Source organism: Kitasatospora sp. NPDC041988, assembly GCF_055588525.1.
This window is the reverse complement of record NZ_JBVJCO010000034.1, coordinates 1-15,880: the sequence shown is the minus strand read 5'-3', so window position 1 is coordinate 15,880 and position 15,880 is coordinate 1. Positions and strand designations below refer to the sequence as shown.

Genomic DNA, 15,880 nt, shown 5'->3' with positions numbered 1-15,880 from the left:
TGATGGGCTCAGTGGGTGGACGCAGCGGGTGGACTCAGTGGATGGGCTCAGCCGCAGAACACCGGCGTCGCGTGCGCCGGGTCGAGCGCGTTGGTGACCAGGTGCAGCGCGGTCGGCGCGAAGGCGATCGCCACGTGCTCGGCGAGCGAGACCGGGCAGTGCTCCTGGAGGACGACGTTGTCCACGTTCGGACCGCTGAGGAACTGGGTGCGGTAGGGCGTGACCACCTCGTCGTACACCGTCGAGATCACCGTGTACCGGACGCCCGGCACGGTGTCCGGCACCGAGGCCATCCTCTGGTTGAACGCCGAGCCGAGCGCCTGGTCCCGGCAGGCGTTGCAGGCGGTGTAGACGAGTTCGGCGACCCGGGGGAAGTACGGCGCCAGCTTGGTGATGCCGTCGAGCGTCGTCCCGTGGTTGGACGGCGCCAGGCCGACGACCTTGCCGACCTTCCCCTCTCCCCCGAGGAACTTCAGGTAGTAGTTGGGGAGCATCCCGCCCTGCGAGTGGCCGACGAGGTCGACCTTGGCCGCGCCCGTCGCCGTACGCACCAGGTCGACGAAGCGGCCGAGTTGGGCCGCCGACTGGTCGGCCGGGCCGAGCCCGCCGATCGGCAGCAGCAGGCCGCTGCCGGACGAGGTGATGCCCGGCACCATGCCGTAGTCCAGGGCGAAGACGCAGTAGCCCTTGCTCTTGAGCAGTGGTGAGAGGGCGAGCCAGTTCTCGTACCGGTTGGCGAAGGTGCCGTGCACCAGGACCACCGGGTCGGGGTGCGCGGCCGTCGGCTTGCAGGACCAGTCGTTGGCACCCGGCGGCGAGGCCACCGTGTCACCGTCCGGCGGAAGTTGGGCGGACGCGAGCTGGGCCGCCGAGGGTTGCGCCTCAGGGAGCTGAGCCGGCGGGGCGGACGCGGTGGGGGTCGCGTCCGCCCCGTCGGCCGCGTGCGCGGCACCGGCCGGCCCGCCGGCGAGCAGCGCGCCGGCCAGCAGGGCCGAACCGAGGGTGCCGAGCAGTCTGCGGCGTACCGGTCTTGCGGAGAAGCGGAGAAGTGGGGTTCCCAACTGTTGCCTCCACAGCGGAAGTTTGTTACCAACAGGTAACCCGAGTGCCTCCATCATGCGGTCGCCCCTCCGACCCGGCCCTTGGGTGTCCCCCAGACCTGGACGGTGTTTTCTGTGACCGGTCACAACTCACCCGCTTGCGCCCCCGGTTGGCGGATCCCGGTGATCGGCGGAGTGCCCGCCGACCAACGGCTGCTCGGCGCCGTACCGGAGTTGATCGAGACCGTCATCGCCGCCCTGCTGGATCGCGTACCGACCTACCGCCGGCTGCCGCGCGAACAGGTCACCGGCGAACTCGCCCAGGTCACCGAGCGCCGGATCCGCGCCCTCGCCCAGGCCGTCCGCACCGGGCTGCCCGCCCCCGAGGCCGAGTTCGCCGCCGTCCGGGAGGCCGCCGCCCGCCGGGCGGAGGAGGGGCTGCCGCTCGACGCCGTCCTGCTCGCCCACCACCTCGGCATGGAGGTCTGCTGGGAGCTGGTCACCCGGCAGGCCCGCGACGGCGACGCCGCCGACCTGCTCGTCCTCAACCGGCTCCTGCTCGACCAGCTCCGCCGGGCCACCTCCGCCGCCGGCGCCGGCTACGTCGAGGAGCGCCGCGGCCTCGCCGACGAACGGCACGCCACCCGGCACGCCCTGCTCGCCGCACTGCTCGACGGCGCCCCCGCCGACGAGGCCGCCGCCCGCGCCGGCCTTCGGCTCCCGCCCGCGTACGCCGTGCTCTGCGTCGCCGTCGCAGACCACCCCGACGAACGGGCGCCCGGCGTCGACCGGACGGTGGCCGGCCACCGCAAACTCCGCCGGCTCCGCGCCGAACTCGACCACCGCACCCGGCAGTCCGCGCTCACCTCGCTCACCGTCTCCGGCGGAGTGGCACTCGTCCCGCTGGACCACCGGCCGGACGCCGTCCCCGTCGCCACCTGGCAGCTGCTCGCCGACACCCTCCACCGGGCGGCCCGCGCGGCAGGCGCCGCCGTCCAGGCCGGCGCGGCGGCGGCCACCCCCGCCGGGGTCCCGGGCGCGGCCGCGCTCGCCCACGAGGTGCTGGAGGTCTCGCAGGCCTTCGGCCGCCCGCCCGGGCTGCACCGGCTCGACGACGTGCTGCTGGAGTACCAGCTCAGCCGGCCCAGCCACGCCCGGTCCCGACTCGCCTCCCTGATCGAGCCGTTGGCGGACTCCGGCGACCTGCTCGCCACCCTCCGCACCCACCTGGCCGGCGGACTCAACCGCCGCCACACCGCCCGCGCCCTCCATCTGCACCCGAACACCGTCGACTACCGGCTGCGCCGCATCGCCGTCCTCACCGGCCTCGACCCCACCCACCCCGCCGACCTCCTGCGCATCGCCGCCGCCATCGCCGCCCACGACGCCGAGCGCGCCCAGGAGCCGGCCTGAGGCCGTTGTCGGTACCGGCGGGCAGAATCCGGGGTGTGGACCTGAGACCGGAACTGTCGCCCCCGCCCGTGAGCCGGCCGCGGCTCGCCGGGCTGTGCCGCGAGATCCGGCGGATCGCCGGCCTGGTGACCGCCGGCGCGGCGGGCGCGGACACGGCGATCACGGCATTCAACGCGATGACCGGCCACGACTACCGGGCCGTCGACTTCGCCGAGTACGACGGCGGCCGAAGCCTGGAGGAGTTCGCCCGGGAGGCCGCCCGGCCGGCACGCCCCCGGGTGCCGGACGTCACCCGGGGCGAGCTGGTCGAGATCGTCCGCCGGATCCTGACGGCTTCCCCGGAGAGCGACTACTACCTGCGGCTCCTCGAAGCCAATGTGGCGCATCCCCGGATCGGCGACCTGCTCTTCCACCCCCCGGCCCGGCTTCGGAGCGCCTCGGCGGACCAGCTCGTCGACGAGGCCCTCAGCCACCGGCCGATCGCGCTCTGACCCGGCACCGCCTCGCAGCCGCCGGCTCCCCGGCGCGACCTCACGCCCCCGATTCGCCCGGCAACCTCAAGTCCCAGCCCGCCAGGGCCCGCAGCTGCTCAGCGGTGATGTCGTCGGCGAGCGGGTTGGGCGGATCGTGGCGGAACGGCGGCTGCCAGCCCTCCTCGGCGGTCCAGCTGCGGACGACCTTCGCGGGCGCGCCGGCGACGACGCTGTGGTCGGGCACCTCGCCGCGGACCACCGATCCGGCCGCGACCACCACGTTGCGGCCCAGCCGGGCGCCGGGGAGGATCACCGCGCCGGTGCCGATCCAGCTGCCGGCGCCGATCTCGACGGGCTCGTTGCGCGGCCACTGCTTGCCGATCGGCAGGTCGGTGGCGCGGTACTCGTGCGCCTGGTCGGATATGTACACGCCCGGGCCGGTCCAGACGTCGTCGCCGAGGACGATCGACTGGTGGCCGACGATGTGGCTGTCGCGGCCGATCACGCAGCCGCCGCCGATCCGGACGATCGGCTCGGGCCCGAGGTCGAGGCCGGGCAGGAAGCCGGCGCTGATGGTGACGCGCTCGCCGATGATCGAGAACGGGCCGATGGTGATCCACTGCTCGTTGAAGACCGCGCCCAGCGGGAAGCTCAGCTTCGTCCCTGCGCCCAGTTCGCCGAACCGGTACGGCCCGGGGCTCTCGCTGGACACCGCACCGGCCCGCTGCACCCACTGCCAGCCCCGGTGAACGAGGCGGCCGGCGGCACGGCGACCGCCGGACCGGACGGCGGAGAACAGGGAACGGGTGATCGACATGCGGCCACGTTACCGGTCCGTAGGGCGCCGCCACCGGGCAGGCGGCCAACATCACATCCGACTCGGCCCGCACGAAACCCCGTCCGAAATCCGCCGACGGCTGCCACACTCGAGCGCCATGGAGATCACCGAGCACATCGACGCGCTGCGCCGCGAGGGCACGCTGCTCGCCGACGCCGCCGCCCGTACCGACCTCGACGCGCCCGTCCCCACCTGCCCGGACTGGCGGCTGCGCGACCTGGTGCTGCACACCGGGCAGGTCCACCGGTGGGCCGCCGCGTACGTGCGGGACGGCCACCGGGCACCGCTGGACACCGACGGCGAGCGCGCGGCCTGGGGGGCGGAGCCGTCGGACGCCGGCCTGGTGGACTGGTTCCGCGCGGGCCATGCCGCCCTGGTCGAGGCGCTCACCGGGGCACCGGCCGGACTGGACTGCTGGAGTTTCCTCCCCGCGCCGAGCCCGCTGGCGTTCTGGGCCCGCCGCCAGGCGCACGAGACGGCCGTGCACCGCTTCGATGCCGACGCGGCGGCCGGGGCCGAGGGTCCACCCATGGCCACCGGCCTGGCGTTGGACGGGATCGACGAGCTGCTGCGCGGCTTCATGGCCCGCAGCCGGGCCCGGGTGCGCACCGAGCGGCCGCGCACCGTCCTGGTGCGCCCCGACGACGAGCCGGCCGGCGGGCTCGCCGGCGGACCGGGGCCCTGGCTGCTGACCATCAGCCAGGAACCCCTCGTCGTCGCCGTCCCCGACACCGGAGCCGGCGCGGACCTGACGCTCACCGGCCCGGCCCGCGAGCTCTACCTGCTGCTCTGGAACCGGCTGCCGGCCGAGCGGGTGCGGCTCAGCGGTGACCGGTCGCTGCTGGACCTCTGGCGCGAGACGGCCGCCGTCCGCTGGAGCTGAGCGCTGCGCACCACCCTCAGCGGGCCCAGGGCGCCGGCCGCTTCTCCAGGAAGGCCCGCATGCCCTGCTGCGCCTCGTCCGAGCCGAACAGCCTGGCCGACAGCTCGACCAGCTCGTCGGCGTCCCGCTCGAAGGAGCGCACCACCTCGGCGTTGGCCAGCCGCTTGGACTGCGCGAGGCCCTGCGGCGAGCCGAGCCGCAGCGCGTCCAGCAGGCCCTTGAGCGCGGTGCCGGTGGACTCCGCGGAGTCCGTCGCCTCAGTGATCAGGCCGATCCGGGCGGCCTCCGCGGCGTCGAAGACCTCGCCGGTCAGGTAGTACCGGGAGGCGGCGCGCGGGTCCAGCTTGGGGCGCAGCGGCAGCGAGATGACGGCCGGCGCGAGGCCCAGCCGGACTTCGGTGAACGCGAAGGTGGCGGCCGGTCCGGCCAGCGCGAGGTCGGCGGCGCCGACCAGCCCGAGGCCGCCGGCCCGGACGTGCCCCTCGATCACGGCGATCACCGGCTTCGCGCAGTCGACGATGGCCCGCTGGAGGTCGACCAGGCCACGCGGGCCCACCGTCGGGTCCGCGCCGGTCGCCTCGGAGAGGTCCGCGCCCGCGCAGAACACCTTGCCGGTGTGGCCGAGCACCACGGCGCGGACCTCCGGGTCGGCCGCGGCGGCGGTCAGGCCCGCGGTCAGCTCGGCCATCAGCCGGGTGGAGAGCGCGTTGCGGTTGTGCGGCGAGTCGAGGGTGAGGGTGGTGACGGCGTCGGCGGTGGTGACGCGGACGAAGGGTACTTCGCGGGTCATCGGTGCGGGCCTGCTTTCCGGCTGAGGGTGGGTCGGATTGCCGAGGCGTCGCTCCTGCTCGGACGGCGCCCGGACGACTCTGACATGCCCACCCGCCACTCGGCCAGAGCCACCCGCCGCGAGACCCGTCACCCCTTCGCCCCGAAAACCGGTGGTCGGCCCGCCTCCCGGCAGGGCAGCATCGGTGCCCATGACCACCGACGCCGTCCTCCTGCTCGCGCCCCGGATCAACGACACCGGTCTGCAGCTCCGTACCGCCGCAGGCCGCCGCGGCCTGCGCGCGCACACCGCGACGGCCTGGCGCGCCCCGGCGGAGCTGCTCGGCGCGCCCGTGCACGTCTACGGCGGCCCGCTGTTCGGCGATGCGGTCGGCGGCGCGTTCGGCCTGGCCCTGCTGCAGCCGCCGGACGACTGGCCGGCCCGCCTGCCGCGGGAGCTGACCGGCCGGCGGCTCTCCCTCACCACGCTGGCCGAGGCCCGGCAGCTGCGCCGCCCGATGTTCCTCAAGCCGCCGGGCGACAAGCTGTTCCCGGCCAAGGTCTACCCGGACGGCTCCGGGCTGCCCGGCCCGGACGCGCTGGACGACGACACCCCGGTGCTGGCCAGCGAGGTGGTCCGGTTCCACCGCGAGTACCGGCTGTTCGTCCTGGACGGCGAGGTACGCACCGCCTCGCGCTACGCGGTGGACGGTGACCTGGACGTCGCACCGCTCGACGAGGACCGGTACCGCGCCGAGGTGACCGCCTTCGCCGCGGACGTGCTGGCCGCCTCGGCCGGGACTCTGCCGAGCGCCGTCGTGATCGACGTCGGCCCGCTGGACGGCGGCCGTTGGGCGGTGGTCGAGGCCAACACGGCCTGGGCCAGTGGTGGTTACGCATGTGCTCCGGACGCCGTGCTGGACGTGGTGCTGCGGGCCGGCGGCCCGGCCGCCGCCCTTCGCGCGGCCGACCGCCGGTACTGCCGCGAGCTGCCGGAGGTGGTCCGCTGACCGGCCGGGCGGCGAAAATGCGCTGGTGCGGTGATCACCCGTCGGCCACGATGGGGGCCATGAGCTCCCACGCCCCGCACCTCACCCACATCGCCGAGCCGCCCGGGGTCGCCCCGGGCACCGGCTACACGCAGGTCGTCACCGGCACCGGCCGCCTGGTGGCCGTCTCCGGCCAGGTCGCGTTCGACGAGCAGCGGCAGCTGGTCGGGGCCGGCGACCCGAAGGCGCAGGCGCGGCAGGTCTTCGAGAACCTGAGCCGCTGCCTGGCCGCCGCCGGGGCCGGTTTCGCCGACGTCGTCAAGCTCACCTACTTCGTGACCGACATGGCGTCCATGCCCGCCATACGCGAGGCGCGAGACGAGTACTTCGGCTCCACGCCGCTCCCCGCCAGCTCGGCGATGCAGGTGGCCGCGCTGTTCCTGCCCGAGGTGCTGATCGAGATCGAGGCACTCGCGCTCGTCCCCGACCGGTCCTGACGGACCCGTCTGGCGAACCCGCCTCACGTACCCGGCCTACCCGCCGGTGGCCCGGCCCTGGCGCCGGGCCCACCGGACGGCGGGGCCCATCGCCAGCCCGGCCGCCGCGAGCACCGCGCCGAGGACGGTCCAGCCGATCAGCCCGTGCCCGATGACGGCGGTGCTGACCACGGCCGGTCCGATCATCATCGCGCCGGAGGTGCCGGCGTTGTAGACGCCCTGGTAGGCGCCGTGGTCGCGGTCGCCGGCCAGGTCGTAGCTGAGCGCCCAGCCGCCGGCCTGGCTGAGGACCTCGCCGAGCGCCTGCAAGCCGACGCCACCGAGCACCACCACCGCCGCGACGGTCGCGGGCAGGCCGTGGGCGAGCGCGAGCACCAGGCAGGAGGCGGCCAGGATCAGTCCGGCCCGGCCGCAGACCCGGGCGGCGGTAACCGGGTCCTCGGTGCCGCGGGTGGCCCGCACCTGCAGGGCTATGACCAGCACGGTGTTGACGACCATGGTGGCGGCCACGGTGATCCTGGGCGCGTCGGTGTGGTGGACGATCCAGAGCGGCACACCGACCTCCAGCATCGCGAACTGCAGGCAGAGCAGCGCGTTCAGCACCGTCACCACCAGGAAGGGCCCGTCCCGCAGCGCGGGGTTGCGCCGCCGCCCGCCCCCGACGCCCTCGCCTTCCGACGAGACCGGCGCCGACCCTTCCGATGCCCTGCTCGCCGACCCGTTCGCCGTCCCTTCCGCCGACCCGGACACCGCGGCAGCCGCCGACGCGGCCTTCCGCTGCGCCCGCGAGACCGGCAGCCGGTGGAACAGCACGGCGACCACCGCGTACGACACGGCGTCGGCCAGGATCGCCGTCAGATACGCCGGCCGGGTGTCGATCTGGAGCGCGATCGCGCCGATCCCCGTACCGAGACAGATCCCGACGTTGGTCACCACCCGCAGGTAGGCCCGGCCGGCCACCCGGCGGTCGGCGGGCAGCACCTCGGCGTAGAGCGCGTTGCGCACGGCGGCCGAGCCCCGGTCGACGGCGGTGACCACGCAGGCCAGCGCCACAAAGGCCGGGTAGCTGTGCACCAACGAGTAGCAGGCGGTGCCCACCGCGTTCACGGCGACCAGCACCACCAGCACCGGCCGCGCACCCCACCGGTCGGCGGCCCGCCCGGCCGGCACGCTGGCGACGACCCCGCAGAGGCCGGCGGCGGTGAGGCCGAACCCGAGCTGGGTGGCGCTCAGCCCGAGGACGCGGGTGAAGAAGAGCACGCCGACGGCGAGCGAGAGCCCGCTGCCGACGGTGTTGACGAGGGTGAGTGCGGCGAGCCGGCGCACCATCGGATCGGGGTGCAGCATCCGCGAGGCGCGGGGCGTTCCGGGGCCGGGCGAATCGGCGCCGGGCAGGCCGGAGTCGGGTGCGGAGGTCTCCGCCTGTGAGGTGGTCATGCCGATGATCACACCCTGTTCCCCCAGCTCGCAGTACTGATTTAGGCTCTGGCTAAAAGCAGCAGCCACCGGGGGGCGGGACATGCACAGGTTCAGGCTCGGGCTCGCCGACCTCGCCACCACCTGGTTCGCGTGCTCGCCGATCCAGGAGGCCGCACTCAGCCTGCGGATGTGGACCCACCCGGGCGTCTACGTGCTGCAGTCCCCCGCCTTCGAGCGGCTGCGCCCGGCCTTCGAACGGCTGGACTCCACGCTGCTGTGCTCGCTGGTCGCCGGCAACCGCTGGATCCCGGACTTCCTCACGCCCCGCCCGGCCACCCCCTCCGCCGACTTCCGCACCGAGCTGGCCGTGGTCCGCGCCCTGCCGCCGGAGCAGCTGCGCCCCGAGCTGGAGCAGACCTTCCTGCCGCACGGCTCACCACTGCCCGCCCCACTGGCGGCCGGACTGGCCGATCCGGCCCGGCTGCTGGCCCGGATCGCCGACGCGCTGGAGGAGTACTGGGAGGTCTGCCTCTCCCCCACCTGGTGGCCGCAGGCCCGCGCGGTGCTGGAGGCGGACCTCGTGTACCGGGCGCGGGTGCTCTCCCAGCACGGCGCGGCGGCGCTCTTCGCCGATCTGGACCACCGGCTGCACTGGGAGGACGGCGTGCTCTCGATCAACCACCACTGGATGGCGCAGGACGGCGACATCACCGTGGACGGACGCGGGCTGGTGCTGGTGCCGACCTTCTTCGCCCGCGGCGCGATCACGATGATCAGCAACGACCGCGCACCGCAGATCAGTTACCCGGCGCGCGGCCAGGGCGGTATGGCCGGACCGCCGGCGCCGGTCACCTCGCAAGCGCTGGAGCAGCTGCTCGGCGCCCCGAAGGCCCGGCTGCTGGCGGTACTGGCCGAACCGGCCTCGACCACCGACCTGGCCTACCGGCTGGGTGTCACCCCCGGTGCCGTCAGCCAGCACCTCGCGGTGCTGTACCGCACCGGCCTGGTGACCCGGGCCCGGCACGGCCGCTCGGTGCTCTACAGCCGCAGCCCGCTCGGCGACGAGCTCACCGGCAACCCGCGGCGGGCCTGACCGGTCGGGCAGTGGTGGACCTTCGACGACGCCTGGTCGATCGGCCAGAAGACGGCCTACCTGAAGTCGAAGAACCTGCTCGGCGCGATGATCTGGGAGATGACCGGCGACACCCCGGGCGGTGCCCTCATCACCGCCCTGGATACCGGGCCCGGGTGAGCACCGGGCCCGGGTGAGCACCGGGCCCGGGTGAGCACCGGGCCCGGGTGAACGCCTGGCCCGGATGAACGCCTGGCCCGGATGAACGCCGCCGGGGTGGGTGCGATCCGCACCCACCACCCCGGCGGCCCCCCGTACAGACCGCTACCGCGAGGCCAGCGACGTCAGCTTCCGCGCCGCCCGGTACTGCCTCAGCACCTGCGCGAACGTGGTGTGCCCCTGGGTCGTCCGGGCGAACGCCCGCCAGGCCGGGGCGACCAGGCAGACCGCGGCGTGGAACAGGTACGGCCGGCGCTCGAAGGCGGCCAGCATCTGCTTGCCGGCCCGCATCTCCACGCCCAGCCCGGCCTTGATCGCGAACGCGTAGTTCAGCGCCTCGCGCCGCACCTGCGTCGCGTTGCCCGCCTCGGCCACCTTGACCGCCCACTCGCCGGCCAGCCGGCCCGAGCGCAGCGCGTACGAGATGCCCTCGCGGGTCCACGGCTCCAGCAGGCCGGCCGCGTCGCCGGCGACCAGCACCCGGCCTCGGGAGAGCGGCGAGTCCTCGGCCCGGCAGCGGGTCAGGTGCCCGGACTCCACGCTCGGCGGGAAGCCGGCCAGGCCGAGCCGGCGGATGTAGTCGGCCAGGTACTGCTTGGTCCGCTCGCCGTCGCCACGGGCCGAGATCACCCCGACGGTGAGGCTGCCGGCCTCGGTCTTGGGGAAGACCCAGCCGTAACTACCGGGCAGCGGGCCCCAGTCGAGGTGGATCCGGCCGGCCCAGTCGGCCGCGACCGAGGCCGGGACGGGGATCTCCGCCTCCAGCCCGAGGTCGATCTGGTCGAAGGAGACTCCGACGTGCCGGCCGATCCGGCCGGCGCTGCCGTCCGCGCCGACCACCGCACGTGCCTCGAAGGTGCGGCCGTCGGCGGCGGTGACGACGGCCGTCCGGTGCTCGCCGCCGCGCTGCTCCACGCCCGTGACGGTCACTCCGGTGACCAGCACGGCGCCCGCCTGCTTGGCCGCCTGCACCAGGCGCAGGTCGAACTCGTCCCGGTTGACGAGCCCGAACAGCATCAGCTTCGAGCGCCGCGTCCGGGTGAACCGCCCGCCGTACGCGAAGGTGACGGCGTGCACCCGGTCCTGCAGCGGCAGCCGGAAGTCCGGCGGCAGGCTGTCCCGGGAGGGGCCGATGATGCCGCCGCCGCAGGTCTTGTAGCGGGGGTGTTCGGCCTTGTCGAGCAGCAGCACCCGGCGGCCCTGCGAGGCGGCGGCGTGCGCGGCCGAGGACCCGGCCGGTCCGGCGCCGACCACGACGACGTCCCAGACGCCGTCGAGGCGGTCGGTCCCGGGCGCCGCCCGGTCGGGCTGCGGCTCGCCGGGCTGCGGCTCGTCGGACTGCCGCTCGAACGGCTGTCCGGACGCCGCGGCGTCGAGCGGGCTACGGGAATCGGAGCTTCCGGAGTCAGTCACGTCGAGCAATCCTATGCGGCCGGGTGAGCCGGCGTCCGCTGCGCCGCCCCGAACGTCCGCCCGACGCCCGGGGCCACCCGTTCGACTCGGCCTATGATCGGCGGTACCCCGTCAGCACCGTCCGTCCGGACCATCCCCCCGGACGGACCCGCCCCTCCCGGAGCATCCGCATGCCGCAGCAGCCCCTGGCCGACGCCGTCCGGTCCCTGATGGACCGTGCCCGCACCGACCTCGCCGAGCTGGTCGCCTTCCCGTCGGTCGCCGACCCGCGCCAGTTCCCGGTCGAGGAGTGCGAGAAGGCCGCCCGCTGGGTCGCCGACGCCTTCGCCGCCGAGGGCCTGACGAACGTGCAGCTGCTGGACACGCCCGACGGCACCCAGTCGGTCTACGCCGAGCTGCCCGGCCCGGCCGGCGCACCGACCGTGCTGCTCTACTCCCACTACGACGTGCAGCCCCCGCTGGACGAGTCCGCCTGGCTGAGCCCCGCCTTCGAGCTGACCGAGCGCGACGGCCGCTGGTACGGGCGCGGCGCCGCCGACTGCAAGGGCAACATCCTGATGCACCTGACGGCCCTTCGGGCGCTGCGCGAGGTGTACGGGGACGCCTACCCGGTCGGGCTGAAGATCATCGTCGAGGGCTCGGAGGAGCAGGGCACCGGCGGCCTGGAGCGGTACGCCGAGGCGCACCCCGAGCTGCTCGCCGCCGACGCCATCGTGATCGGCGACACCGGCAACTTCGCGGCCGGCCTGCCCACCGTCACCGCCTCGCTGCGCGGCATGACGGTGGTCGAGGTGGCGATCACCACCCTGGCCGGCAACCTGCACTCCGGTGCCTTCGGCGGCGCCGCCCCGGACGCCCTGCAGGCCCTGGTGAAGGTCCTGGCCTCGCTGCACGACGAGCACGGCGACGTCGCGGTGGCCGGGCTGGTCAGCGACCAGACCTGGACCGGCGTGCAGTACGCGGACGAGCAGTTCCGGGCCGACGCCAAGGTGCTGGACGGCGTCGCGCTGACCGGCACCGGCACCGTCGCCGACCGGCTCTGGGCCCGTCCGTCGGTCACCGTCCTCGGCATCGACGCCCCGCCGGTGATCGGCGCGACCTCCTCCGTCCAGGCCACCGCCAAGGCACTGGTCAGCCTGCGGGTGCCGCCGGGCACCGACACCGCCGCCGCGCAGGACACGCTGGTCGCCCACCTGGAGGCCCAGGTGCCGTTCGGCGCGCAGCTCCGGATCGAGCGGCAGGGCAACGGCGCGCCGTTCAGCGCGGACACCTCCGGCCCGGCGTACGAGGCGATGGGCGAAGCGATGGCCGAGGCCTTCGGCACCGCGATGGTCGCCTCCGGCGAGGGCGGGTCGATCCCGCTCTGCAACACGCTGCGTTCGCTCTACCCGCAGGCCGAGATCGTGCTGATCGGCGTCGAGGAGCCGACCACGCAGATCCACGCGGTCAATGAGAGCGTCGACCCGCTGGAGCTGGAGCGGATGGCGCTGACCGAGGCGCTCTTCCTGCGCCGCTACGCGGAGCTGCGCAAGGCCTGAGGCCGCCCGGCGGTCACACCGGCACCCGCTCGCGCTCGCGCTCGCCCGGGCGGGTGCCGCCCCGCCTCCCCAGCCGTGCGGCGGCGTGCACCAGCGCGTAGCCGACGGCGCCGACCGCGAGGCCCGCGCCGGCCCCGAAGCAGAACTCCGGGATCAGGTTCCGTCGCAGCGGCGTGAGCCGGTGCACCACTCCGGCCGCCGTCGCCGCGCCCAGCGCCGCGACGGCGGCCCGCCGCACCCCCGCGGGGAGCGCCACCGCCGGCCGGACCGGCTCCACCGCCCGGGCCGCCCGCACCAGGTGCCCGGCCAGGGCGGCCAGCGCAAGCGCGGAACTGCCGTACTGCAGCACGGTGTACAGCGGCAGCCCGGCGACCGTCCGGTCCAGCACGGGCAGCAGCGCGACACCCAGCCGGCCCTCGTGGGTGAAGGCGTCCCAGCCGACGTGGGTGGCCGCGCCCAGCGCCGCCGAACCGGCGAACCACGCCGCGTCCGCGACGCCGCCCGCCCTCGTGGCACCGCCCCGCCGGACCGTCAGTGCCTCGGCCGCGCCCGCCCAACGGTCGGGCAGCAACCCCACCAGCGGCCCGCGCACCAGCCCGTGCCAGCCGGCCACCAGCACGCCCGCGATCGCCACGTCCACCGTCGGCACCGCCCACCAACGGTGGGTCAGCCCGCCCTGCCCGTAGACGCCGGGCAGCAGCGACTCCGCGAAGAACGGCACATCGGGCGCCATCGACCCGGCGACCAGCGCCGAGGCGACCAGCGGCCCGCGCGCCCCCGCCGCGCGCAGCAGGGGCAGGACGGCGGCCGGATGGCTCAAGGTGAACGGCATGCCCCCATCCTGCCGTCACCGGTCCACCGGTACGGCATGCCCCTGCGTCCCCCGGCCCACTGCATCCCCCGGCTGCCGCGCCGCACCAGCCCGAGGCCACCGCGCCGGACCGGCCCTGACGCACCGGGCCCGCACCACGACCGCGTCCGCCGCACCTGCCGCACCTGCCACACCTGCCACACCGCGGATGTGGGCCGCGCCTGCCAGAGCACCGACCGCACCGACCCCTGGCCGCGCCAACCCCTGGCCGCACCGGCTCCCGGCCGCACCGCTACGCCGCGTCGGCCGCTCTCGCCAGGCCCAGCGCGGCCCGCCGCCCGGCCTCCAGGTACCGCAGCTCGCCGCTGCGCCGGGCGTCGAGCGCGGCGGCGAGGCGGCGGTAGCGGCCCGGCGGCAGCAGGCCGGCGGCCTCCTCCAGGCTGACGAAGCGCCAGCCGCGCAGCTCCTCCTGCGGGAGCAGCAGGCCCTGGCGGGCGTCGGCGTCCAGCAGCCCGCCGTCGTAGACCAGCCGCAGGCCGCCGCGGCGCGGGCCGGTGCGCGGTTCCCAGTCGACCGCGAGCAGGCGCAGCGCGGCCGGGTCGAGGCGCAGCCCCAGCTCCTCGGCGGTCTCCCGCAGGGCGGCGTCGGTCGGCGCCTCGCCGCGCTCGACCACGCCGCCGGGGAACTCCCAGTCCGGCTTGTAGACCGGGTCGACCAGCAGCACCCGGTCCTGTTCGTCGAAGAAGAGGACGGCGGAGGCCACGGTGTCGCCGGTCGGGTCGGGGGTCTGCACGATCGGGCAGCGGGCGGAGCCGTCCCGGACGAGCTGGGCGAGCCGCGCGGCGGTCTCGCGCGGGGTCAGGGTGCTGGTGTCGACCAGCCGTGCGTCGCGGCCGAGCCAGCGGCGGGCGGCCAGGTAGCGGGGCACGTGCTCCAGGCACCACTGCCGGATCCGCGCGCTGTGCTCCGGATCGCCGGGGACCTCCTCACGCCGGGATATCCGCTCTCGCAGGATCGTTTCTTCAGGATCCAGCACGAGGTGGTGCACCGTGATGCCGTTCGAGGCGAGCGCACCGAAGATCTCGTCCCGGTACTCCTCCCGCAGCAGCGTCATCGGGACGACCAACGGACCCGGCACCTCGCCGAGCAGTGCGGCCGCCGTCTCGGGGACGAGCCGGCGCCAGGCCGGCAGGTCCTGGAAGTCCGACACCGTCGCGAGCCGGTCGGCCGGCAGCATCCCGCGCAGCCCGAACCCGATCAGTTCCGGGTCGAACAGCATGCTGCCGGGCAGCAGTTCCACCAACTCACGACAGGCACTCGTCTTGCCCGCGCCGAACGTTCCATTGACCCAGACGATCACAACGTCCCCTGCCCCTCGACTTCCCCCGGTACCGTTCGCACCGGGCGGCGCCCCCGTCAGTCGAACCAGCGCCACCCGAGGTGGTACCCCCGCCGCGCCGGTCCCCATACCTCGGAACCGGGCCCTCCCGCCGAACTCTGCCCTGCCCCGTGACAGGGGCATGTGCCCAGGCCAGGCGGCTTACCCTACCCGCCGCGCACCCGCGCGACCGCCGGTCCGCACGCCCCCGATCACCGGCGTTCACCCGCTCTGTACGCGCCCCCTCTGCGCCCCAGGCGCCCCCTCCGTACCCGACCCCTCCGCGCAGGAAGTCGGCCCGTCCGACTTCCTGCGCACCGCCCACTCCGAACCCTCACACCGAACGCCCGGACCGGCTGGGAGACGATGCGCCTCCCGGTCGGCCCGGGCGTGGTGGCACCGGCGTGCGCAGACCTCAGGGCCTGCCCATGTGGGTGGGGTAGTAGCCGCTGCTGATGCCGGAAATGCGGATGTCGGTACCCGGCCGGGCGGCCTCCACGTACTGGTTGTTGCCCAGGTAGATCGCCACGTGCTGGATGCCCCGGGCGGTACCGTCGGTCGACCAGAAGAGCAGGTCGCCGCGCCGGAGCTCGCCGGCACGGACCGGCGTGGTCGCCGCGTACTGGTCGTTGGCCACCCGAGGCAGGGCGATCCCGCCGCTCCGGAAGGCCTGCTGGACCAGGCCCGAGCAGTCGTAGCCGTCCGGCCCGTTGCCGGCCGTGACGAACGGCTTGCCGAGCTGGGCGAGCGCGAACTGCACGGCGGTCTCGACGTCCCCGTCCGCCGCCGGCGCCGCCGAGTCCGTGGACGCCCCCGACGAGGAGCCCGAGCCCGAGGACGACCCGCCGCCGGTCCGGTCGAGGTAGACGTCGTAGTGCGTGGTCCAGCGCCACTCGCCCTTGCTGTTCTTGAACCAGTACCGCGAGCCGTCCCACCCCTGCTTGATCCCACCGGACGCGGAGGACGAGGTCGAGGAGCCCGAGCCCGAGGACGACCCGCCCCCCGTACGAGCCTGGTAGATGTCGTAGTGCGTCGTCCAGCGCCACTGACCCTGGCTGTTCTTGAACCAGTACCGCGAGCCGTCCCACCCCTGCTTGATCCCACCGGACGCGGAGGACGAGGTCGAGGA

At 74.9% G+C, this 15,880-nt stretch carries 15 protein-coding genes and 1 pseudogene; 8 read left to right on the top strand and 8 right to left on the bottom strand.

Going from position 1 to position 15,880, the window contains the following annotated elements; genetic code table 11:
- Positions 1-47 precede the first annotated feature (47 nt).
- Positions 48-974: an esterase/lipase family protein gene (locus ACZ6NC_RS28930; protein ID WP_465736774.1), complete on the bottom strand. Its 927-nt coding sequence runs from the start codon at positions 972-974 to the stop codon at positions 48-50.
- Positions 975-1,175: 201 nt separating this feature from the next.
- Between ACZ6NC_RS28930 and ACZ6NC_RS28925 the strand changes: the two genes are divergently transcribed.
- Complete coding sequence (locus tag ACZ6NC_RS28925) at positions 1,176-2,453, top strand: RsbRD N-terminal domain-containing protein (protein WP_465736704.1); 1,278 nt, start codon at positions 1,176-1,178, stop codon at positions 2,451-2,453.
- Between the two features lie 35 nt (positions 2,454-2,488).
- Positions 2,489-2,944 carry a hypothetical protein gene (locus tag ACZ6NC_RS28920; protein WP_465736703.1) on the top strand — a complete coding sequence of 152 codons (456 nt, stop codon included), beginning with the start codon at positions 2,489-2,491 and terminating at the stop codon, positions 2,942-2,944.
- A gap of 40 nt (positions 2,945-2,984) precedes the next feature.
- Here the strand turns inward: ACZ6NC_RS28920 and ACZ6NC_RS28915 are convergent, their stop codons facing one another.
- Positions 2,985-3,743 (bottom strand): acyltransferase, encoded by a 759-nt coding sequence (locus ACZ6NC_RS28915; protein ID WP_465736702.1) that lies wholly within the window; start codon positions 3,741-3,743, stop codon positions 2,985-2,987.
- Between the two features lie 118 nt (positions 3,744-3,861).
- Between ACZ6NC_RS28915 and ACZ6NC_RS28910 the strand changes: the two genes are divergently transcribed.
- Entirely contained in the window at positions 3,862-4,647 is a 786-nt protein-coding gene (locus tag ACZ6NC_RS28910) for a maleylpyruvate isomerase family mycothiol-dependent enzyme (protein WP_465736701.1), read from the top strand.
- Positions 4,648-4,663: 16 nt separating this feature from the next.
- Here ACZ6NC_RS28910 and ACZ6NC_RS28905 read toward each other — a convergent pair whose 3' ends face one another.
- Positions 4,664-5,437, bottom strand: a complete 774-nt coding sequence (locus tag ACZ6NC_RS28905; RefSeq protein ID WP_465736700.1) for an enoyl-CoA hydratase family protein — start codon at positions 5,435-5,437, stop codon at positions 4,664-4,666.
- Positions 5,438-5,627: 190 nt separating this feature from the next.
- Between ACZ6NC_RS28905 and ACZ6NC_RS28900 the strand changes: the two genes are divergently transcribed.
- Both ACZ6NC_RS28900 and ACZ6NC_RS28895 read left to right on the top strand, forming a co-directional pair.
- Entirely contained in the window at positions 5,628-6,425 is a 798-nt protein-coding gene (locus tag ACZ6NC_RS28900) for an ATP-grasp domain-containing protein (RefSeq protein ID WP_465736699.1), read from the top strand.
- A gap of 59 nt (positions 6,426-6,484) precedes the next feature.
- On the top strand, positions 6,485-6,901 hold the full coding sequence (locus ACZ6NC_RS28895; RefSeq protein ID WP_465736698.1) for a RidA family protein: 417 nt from the start codon (positions 6,485-6,487) through the stop codon (positions 6,899-6,901).
- A 36-nt stretch (positions 6,902-6,937) separates the two neighbouring features.
- Here the strand turns inward: ACZ6NC_RS28895 and ACZ6NC_RS28890 are convergent, their stop codons facing one another.
- Positions 6,938-8,338 (bottom strand): MFS transporter, encoded by a 1,401-nt coding sequence (locus ACZ6NC_RS28890; RefSeq protein ID WP_465736697.1) that lies wholly within the window; start codon positions 8,336-8,338, stop codon positions 6,938-6,940.
- A gap of 82 nt (positions 8,339-8,420) precedes the next feature.
- Here ACZ6NC_RS28890 and ACZ6NC_RS28885 point away from each other — a divergent pair, with 82 nt between their 5' ends.
- Positions 8,421-9,413 carry an ArsR/SmtB family transcription factor gene (locus ACZ6NC_RS28885; protein WP_465736696.1) on the top strand — a complete coding sequence of 331 codons (993 nt, stop codon included), beginning with the start codon at positions 8,421-8,423 and terminating at the stop codon, positions 9,411-9,413.
- A 6-nt stretch (positions 9,414-9,419) separates the two neighbouring features.
- Positions 9,420-9,572 (top strand): annotated as a pseudogene (locus ACZ6NC_RS28880) (glycosyl hydrolase family 18 protein); the annotation flags it as partial.
- Between the two features lie 144 nt (positions 9,573-9,716).
- On the opposite strand, the gene ACZ6NC_RS28875 reads toward ACZ6NC_RS28880, so the two are convergent.
- Positions 9,717-11,024 (bottom strand): geranylgeranyl reductase family protein, encoded by a 1,308-nt coding sequence (locus ACZ6NC_RS28875; protein ID WP_465736695.1) that lies wholly within the window; start codon positions 11,022-11,024, stop codon positions 9,717-9,719.
- A gap of 170 nt (positions 11,025-11,194) precedes the next feature.
- On the opposite strand from ACZ6NC_RS28875, the gene ACZ6NC_RS28870 reads away from it, so the two are divergent.
- Positions 11,195-12,562, top strand: coding sequence for a M20/M25/M40 family metallo-hydrolase (locus ACZ6NC_RS28870; RefSeq protein ID WP_465736694.1), 1,368 nt, complete (start codon positions 11,195-11,197; stop codon positions 12,560-12,562).
- Between the two features lie 13 nt (positions 12,563-12,575).
- Here ACZ6NC_RS28870 and ACZ6NC_RS28865 read toward each other — a convergent pair whose 3' ends face one another.
- The 3 genes from ACZ6NC_RS28865 to ACZ6NC_RS28855 form a co-directional block, all read right to left on the bottom strand.
- Positions 12,576-13,394, bottom strand: coding sequence for a DUF4184 family protein (locus ACZ6NC_RS28865; RefSeq protein ID WP_465736693.1), 819 nt, complete (start codon positions 13,392-13,394; stop codon positions 12,576-12,578).
- Positions 13,395-13,665: 271 nt separating this feature from the next.
- Positions 13,666-14,733, bottom strand: coding sequence for an NUDIX hydrolase (locus ACZ6NC_RS28860; protein ID WP_465736692.1), 1,068 nt, complete (start codon positions 14,731-14,733; stop codon positions 13,666-13,668).
- 433 nt (positions 14,734-15,166) lie between these two features.
- On the bottom strand, positions 15,167-15,880 hold a 714-nt coding region (locus ACZ6NC_RS28855; protein ID WP_465736691.1), incomplete at its 5' end, for a C40 family peptidase.

Coding starts and splice junctions, on each gene's coding strand:
- ACZ6NC_RS28895 (WP_465736698.1), top strand. CDS start 6,485: ATGAGCTCCCACGCCCCGCACCTCACCCACATCGCCGAGCCGCCCGGG.
- ACZ6NC_RS28890 (WP_465736697.1), bottom strand. CDS start 8,338: ATGACCACCTCACAGGCGGAGACCTCCGCACCCGACTCCGGCCTGCCC.
- ACZ6NC_RS28905 (WP_465736700.1), bottom strand. CDS start 5,437: ATGACCCGCGAAGTACCCTTCGTCCGCGTCACCACCGCCGACGCCGTC.
- ACZ6NC_RS28885 (WP_465736696.1), top strand. CDS start 8,421: ATGCACAGGTTCAGGCTCGGGCTCGCCGACCTCGCCACCACCTGGTTC.
- ACZ6NC_RS28910 (WP_465736701.1), top strand. CDS start 3,862: ATGGAGATCACCGAGCACATCGACGCGCTGCGCCGCGAGGGCACGCTG.
- ACZ6NC_RS28900 (WP_465736699.1), top strand. CDS start 5,628: ATGACCACCGACGCCGTCCTCCTGCTCGCGCCCCGGATCAACGACACC.
- ACZ6NC_RS28915 (WP_465736702.1), bottom strand. CDS start 3,743: ATGTCGATCACCCGTTCCCTGTTCTCCGCCGTCCGGTCCGGCGGTCGC.
- ACZ6NC_RS28870 (WP_465736694.1), top strand. CDS start 11,195: ATGCCGCAGCAGCCCCTGGCCGACGCCGTCCGGTCCCTGATGGACCGT.
- ACZ6NC_RS28865 (WP_465736693.1), bottom strand. CDS start 13,394: ATGCCGTTCACCTTGAGCCATCCGGCCGCCGTCCTGCCCCTGCTGCGC.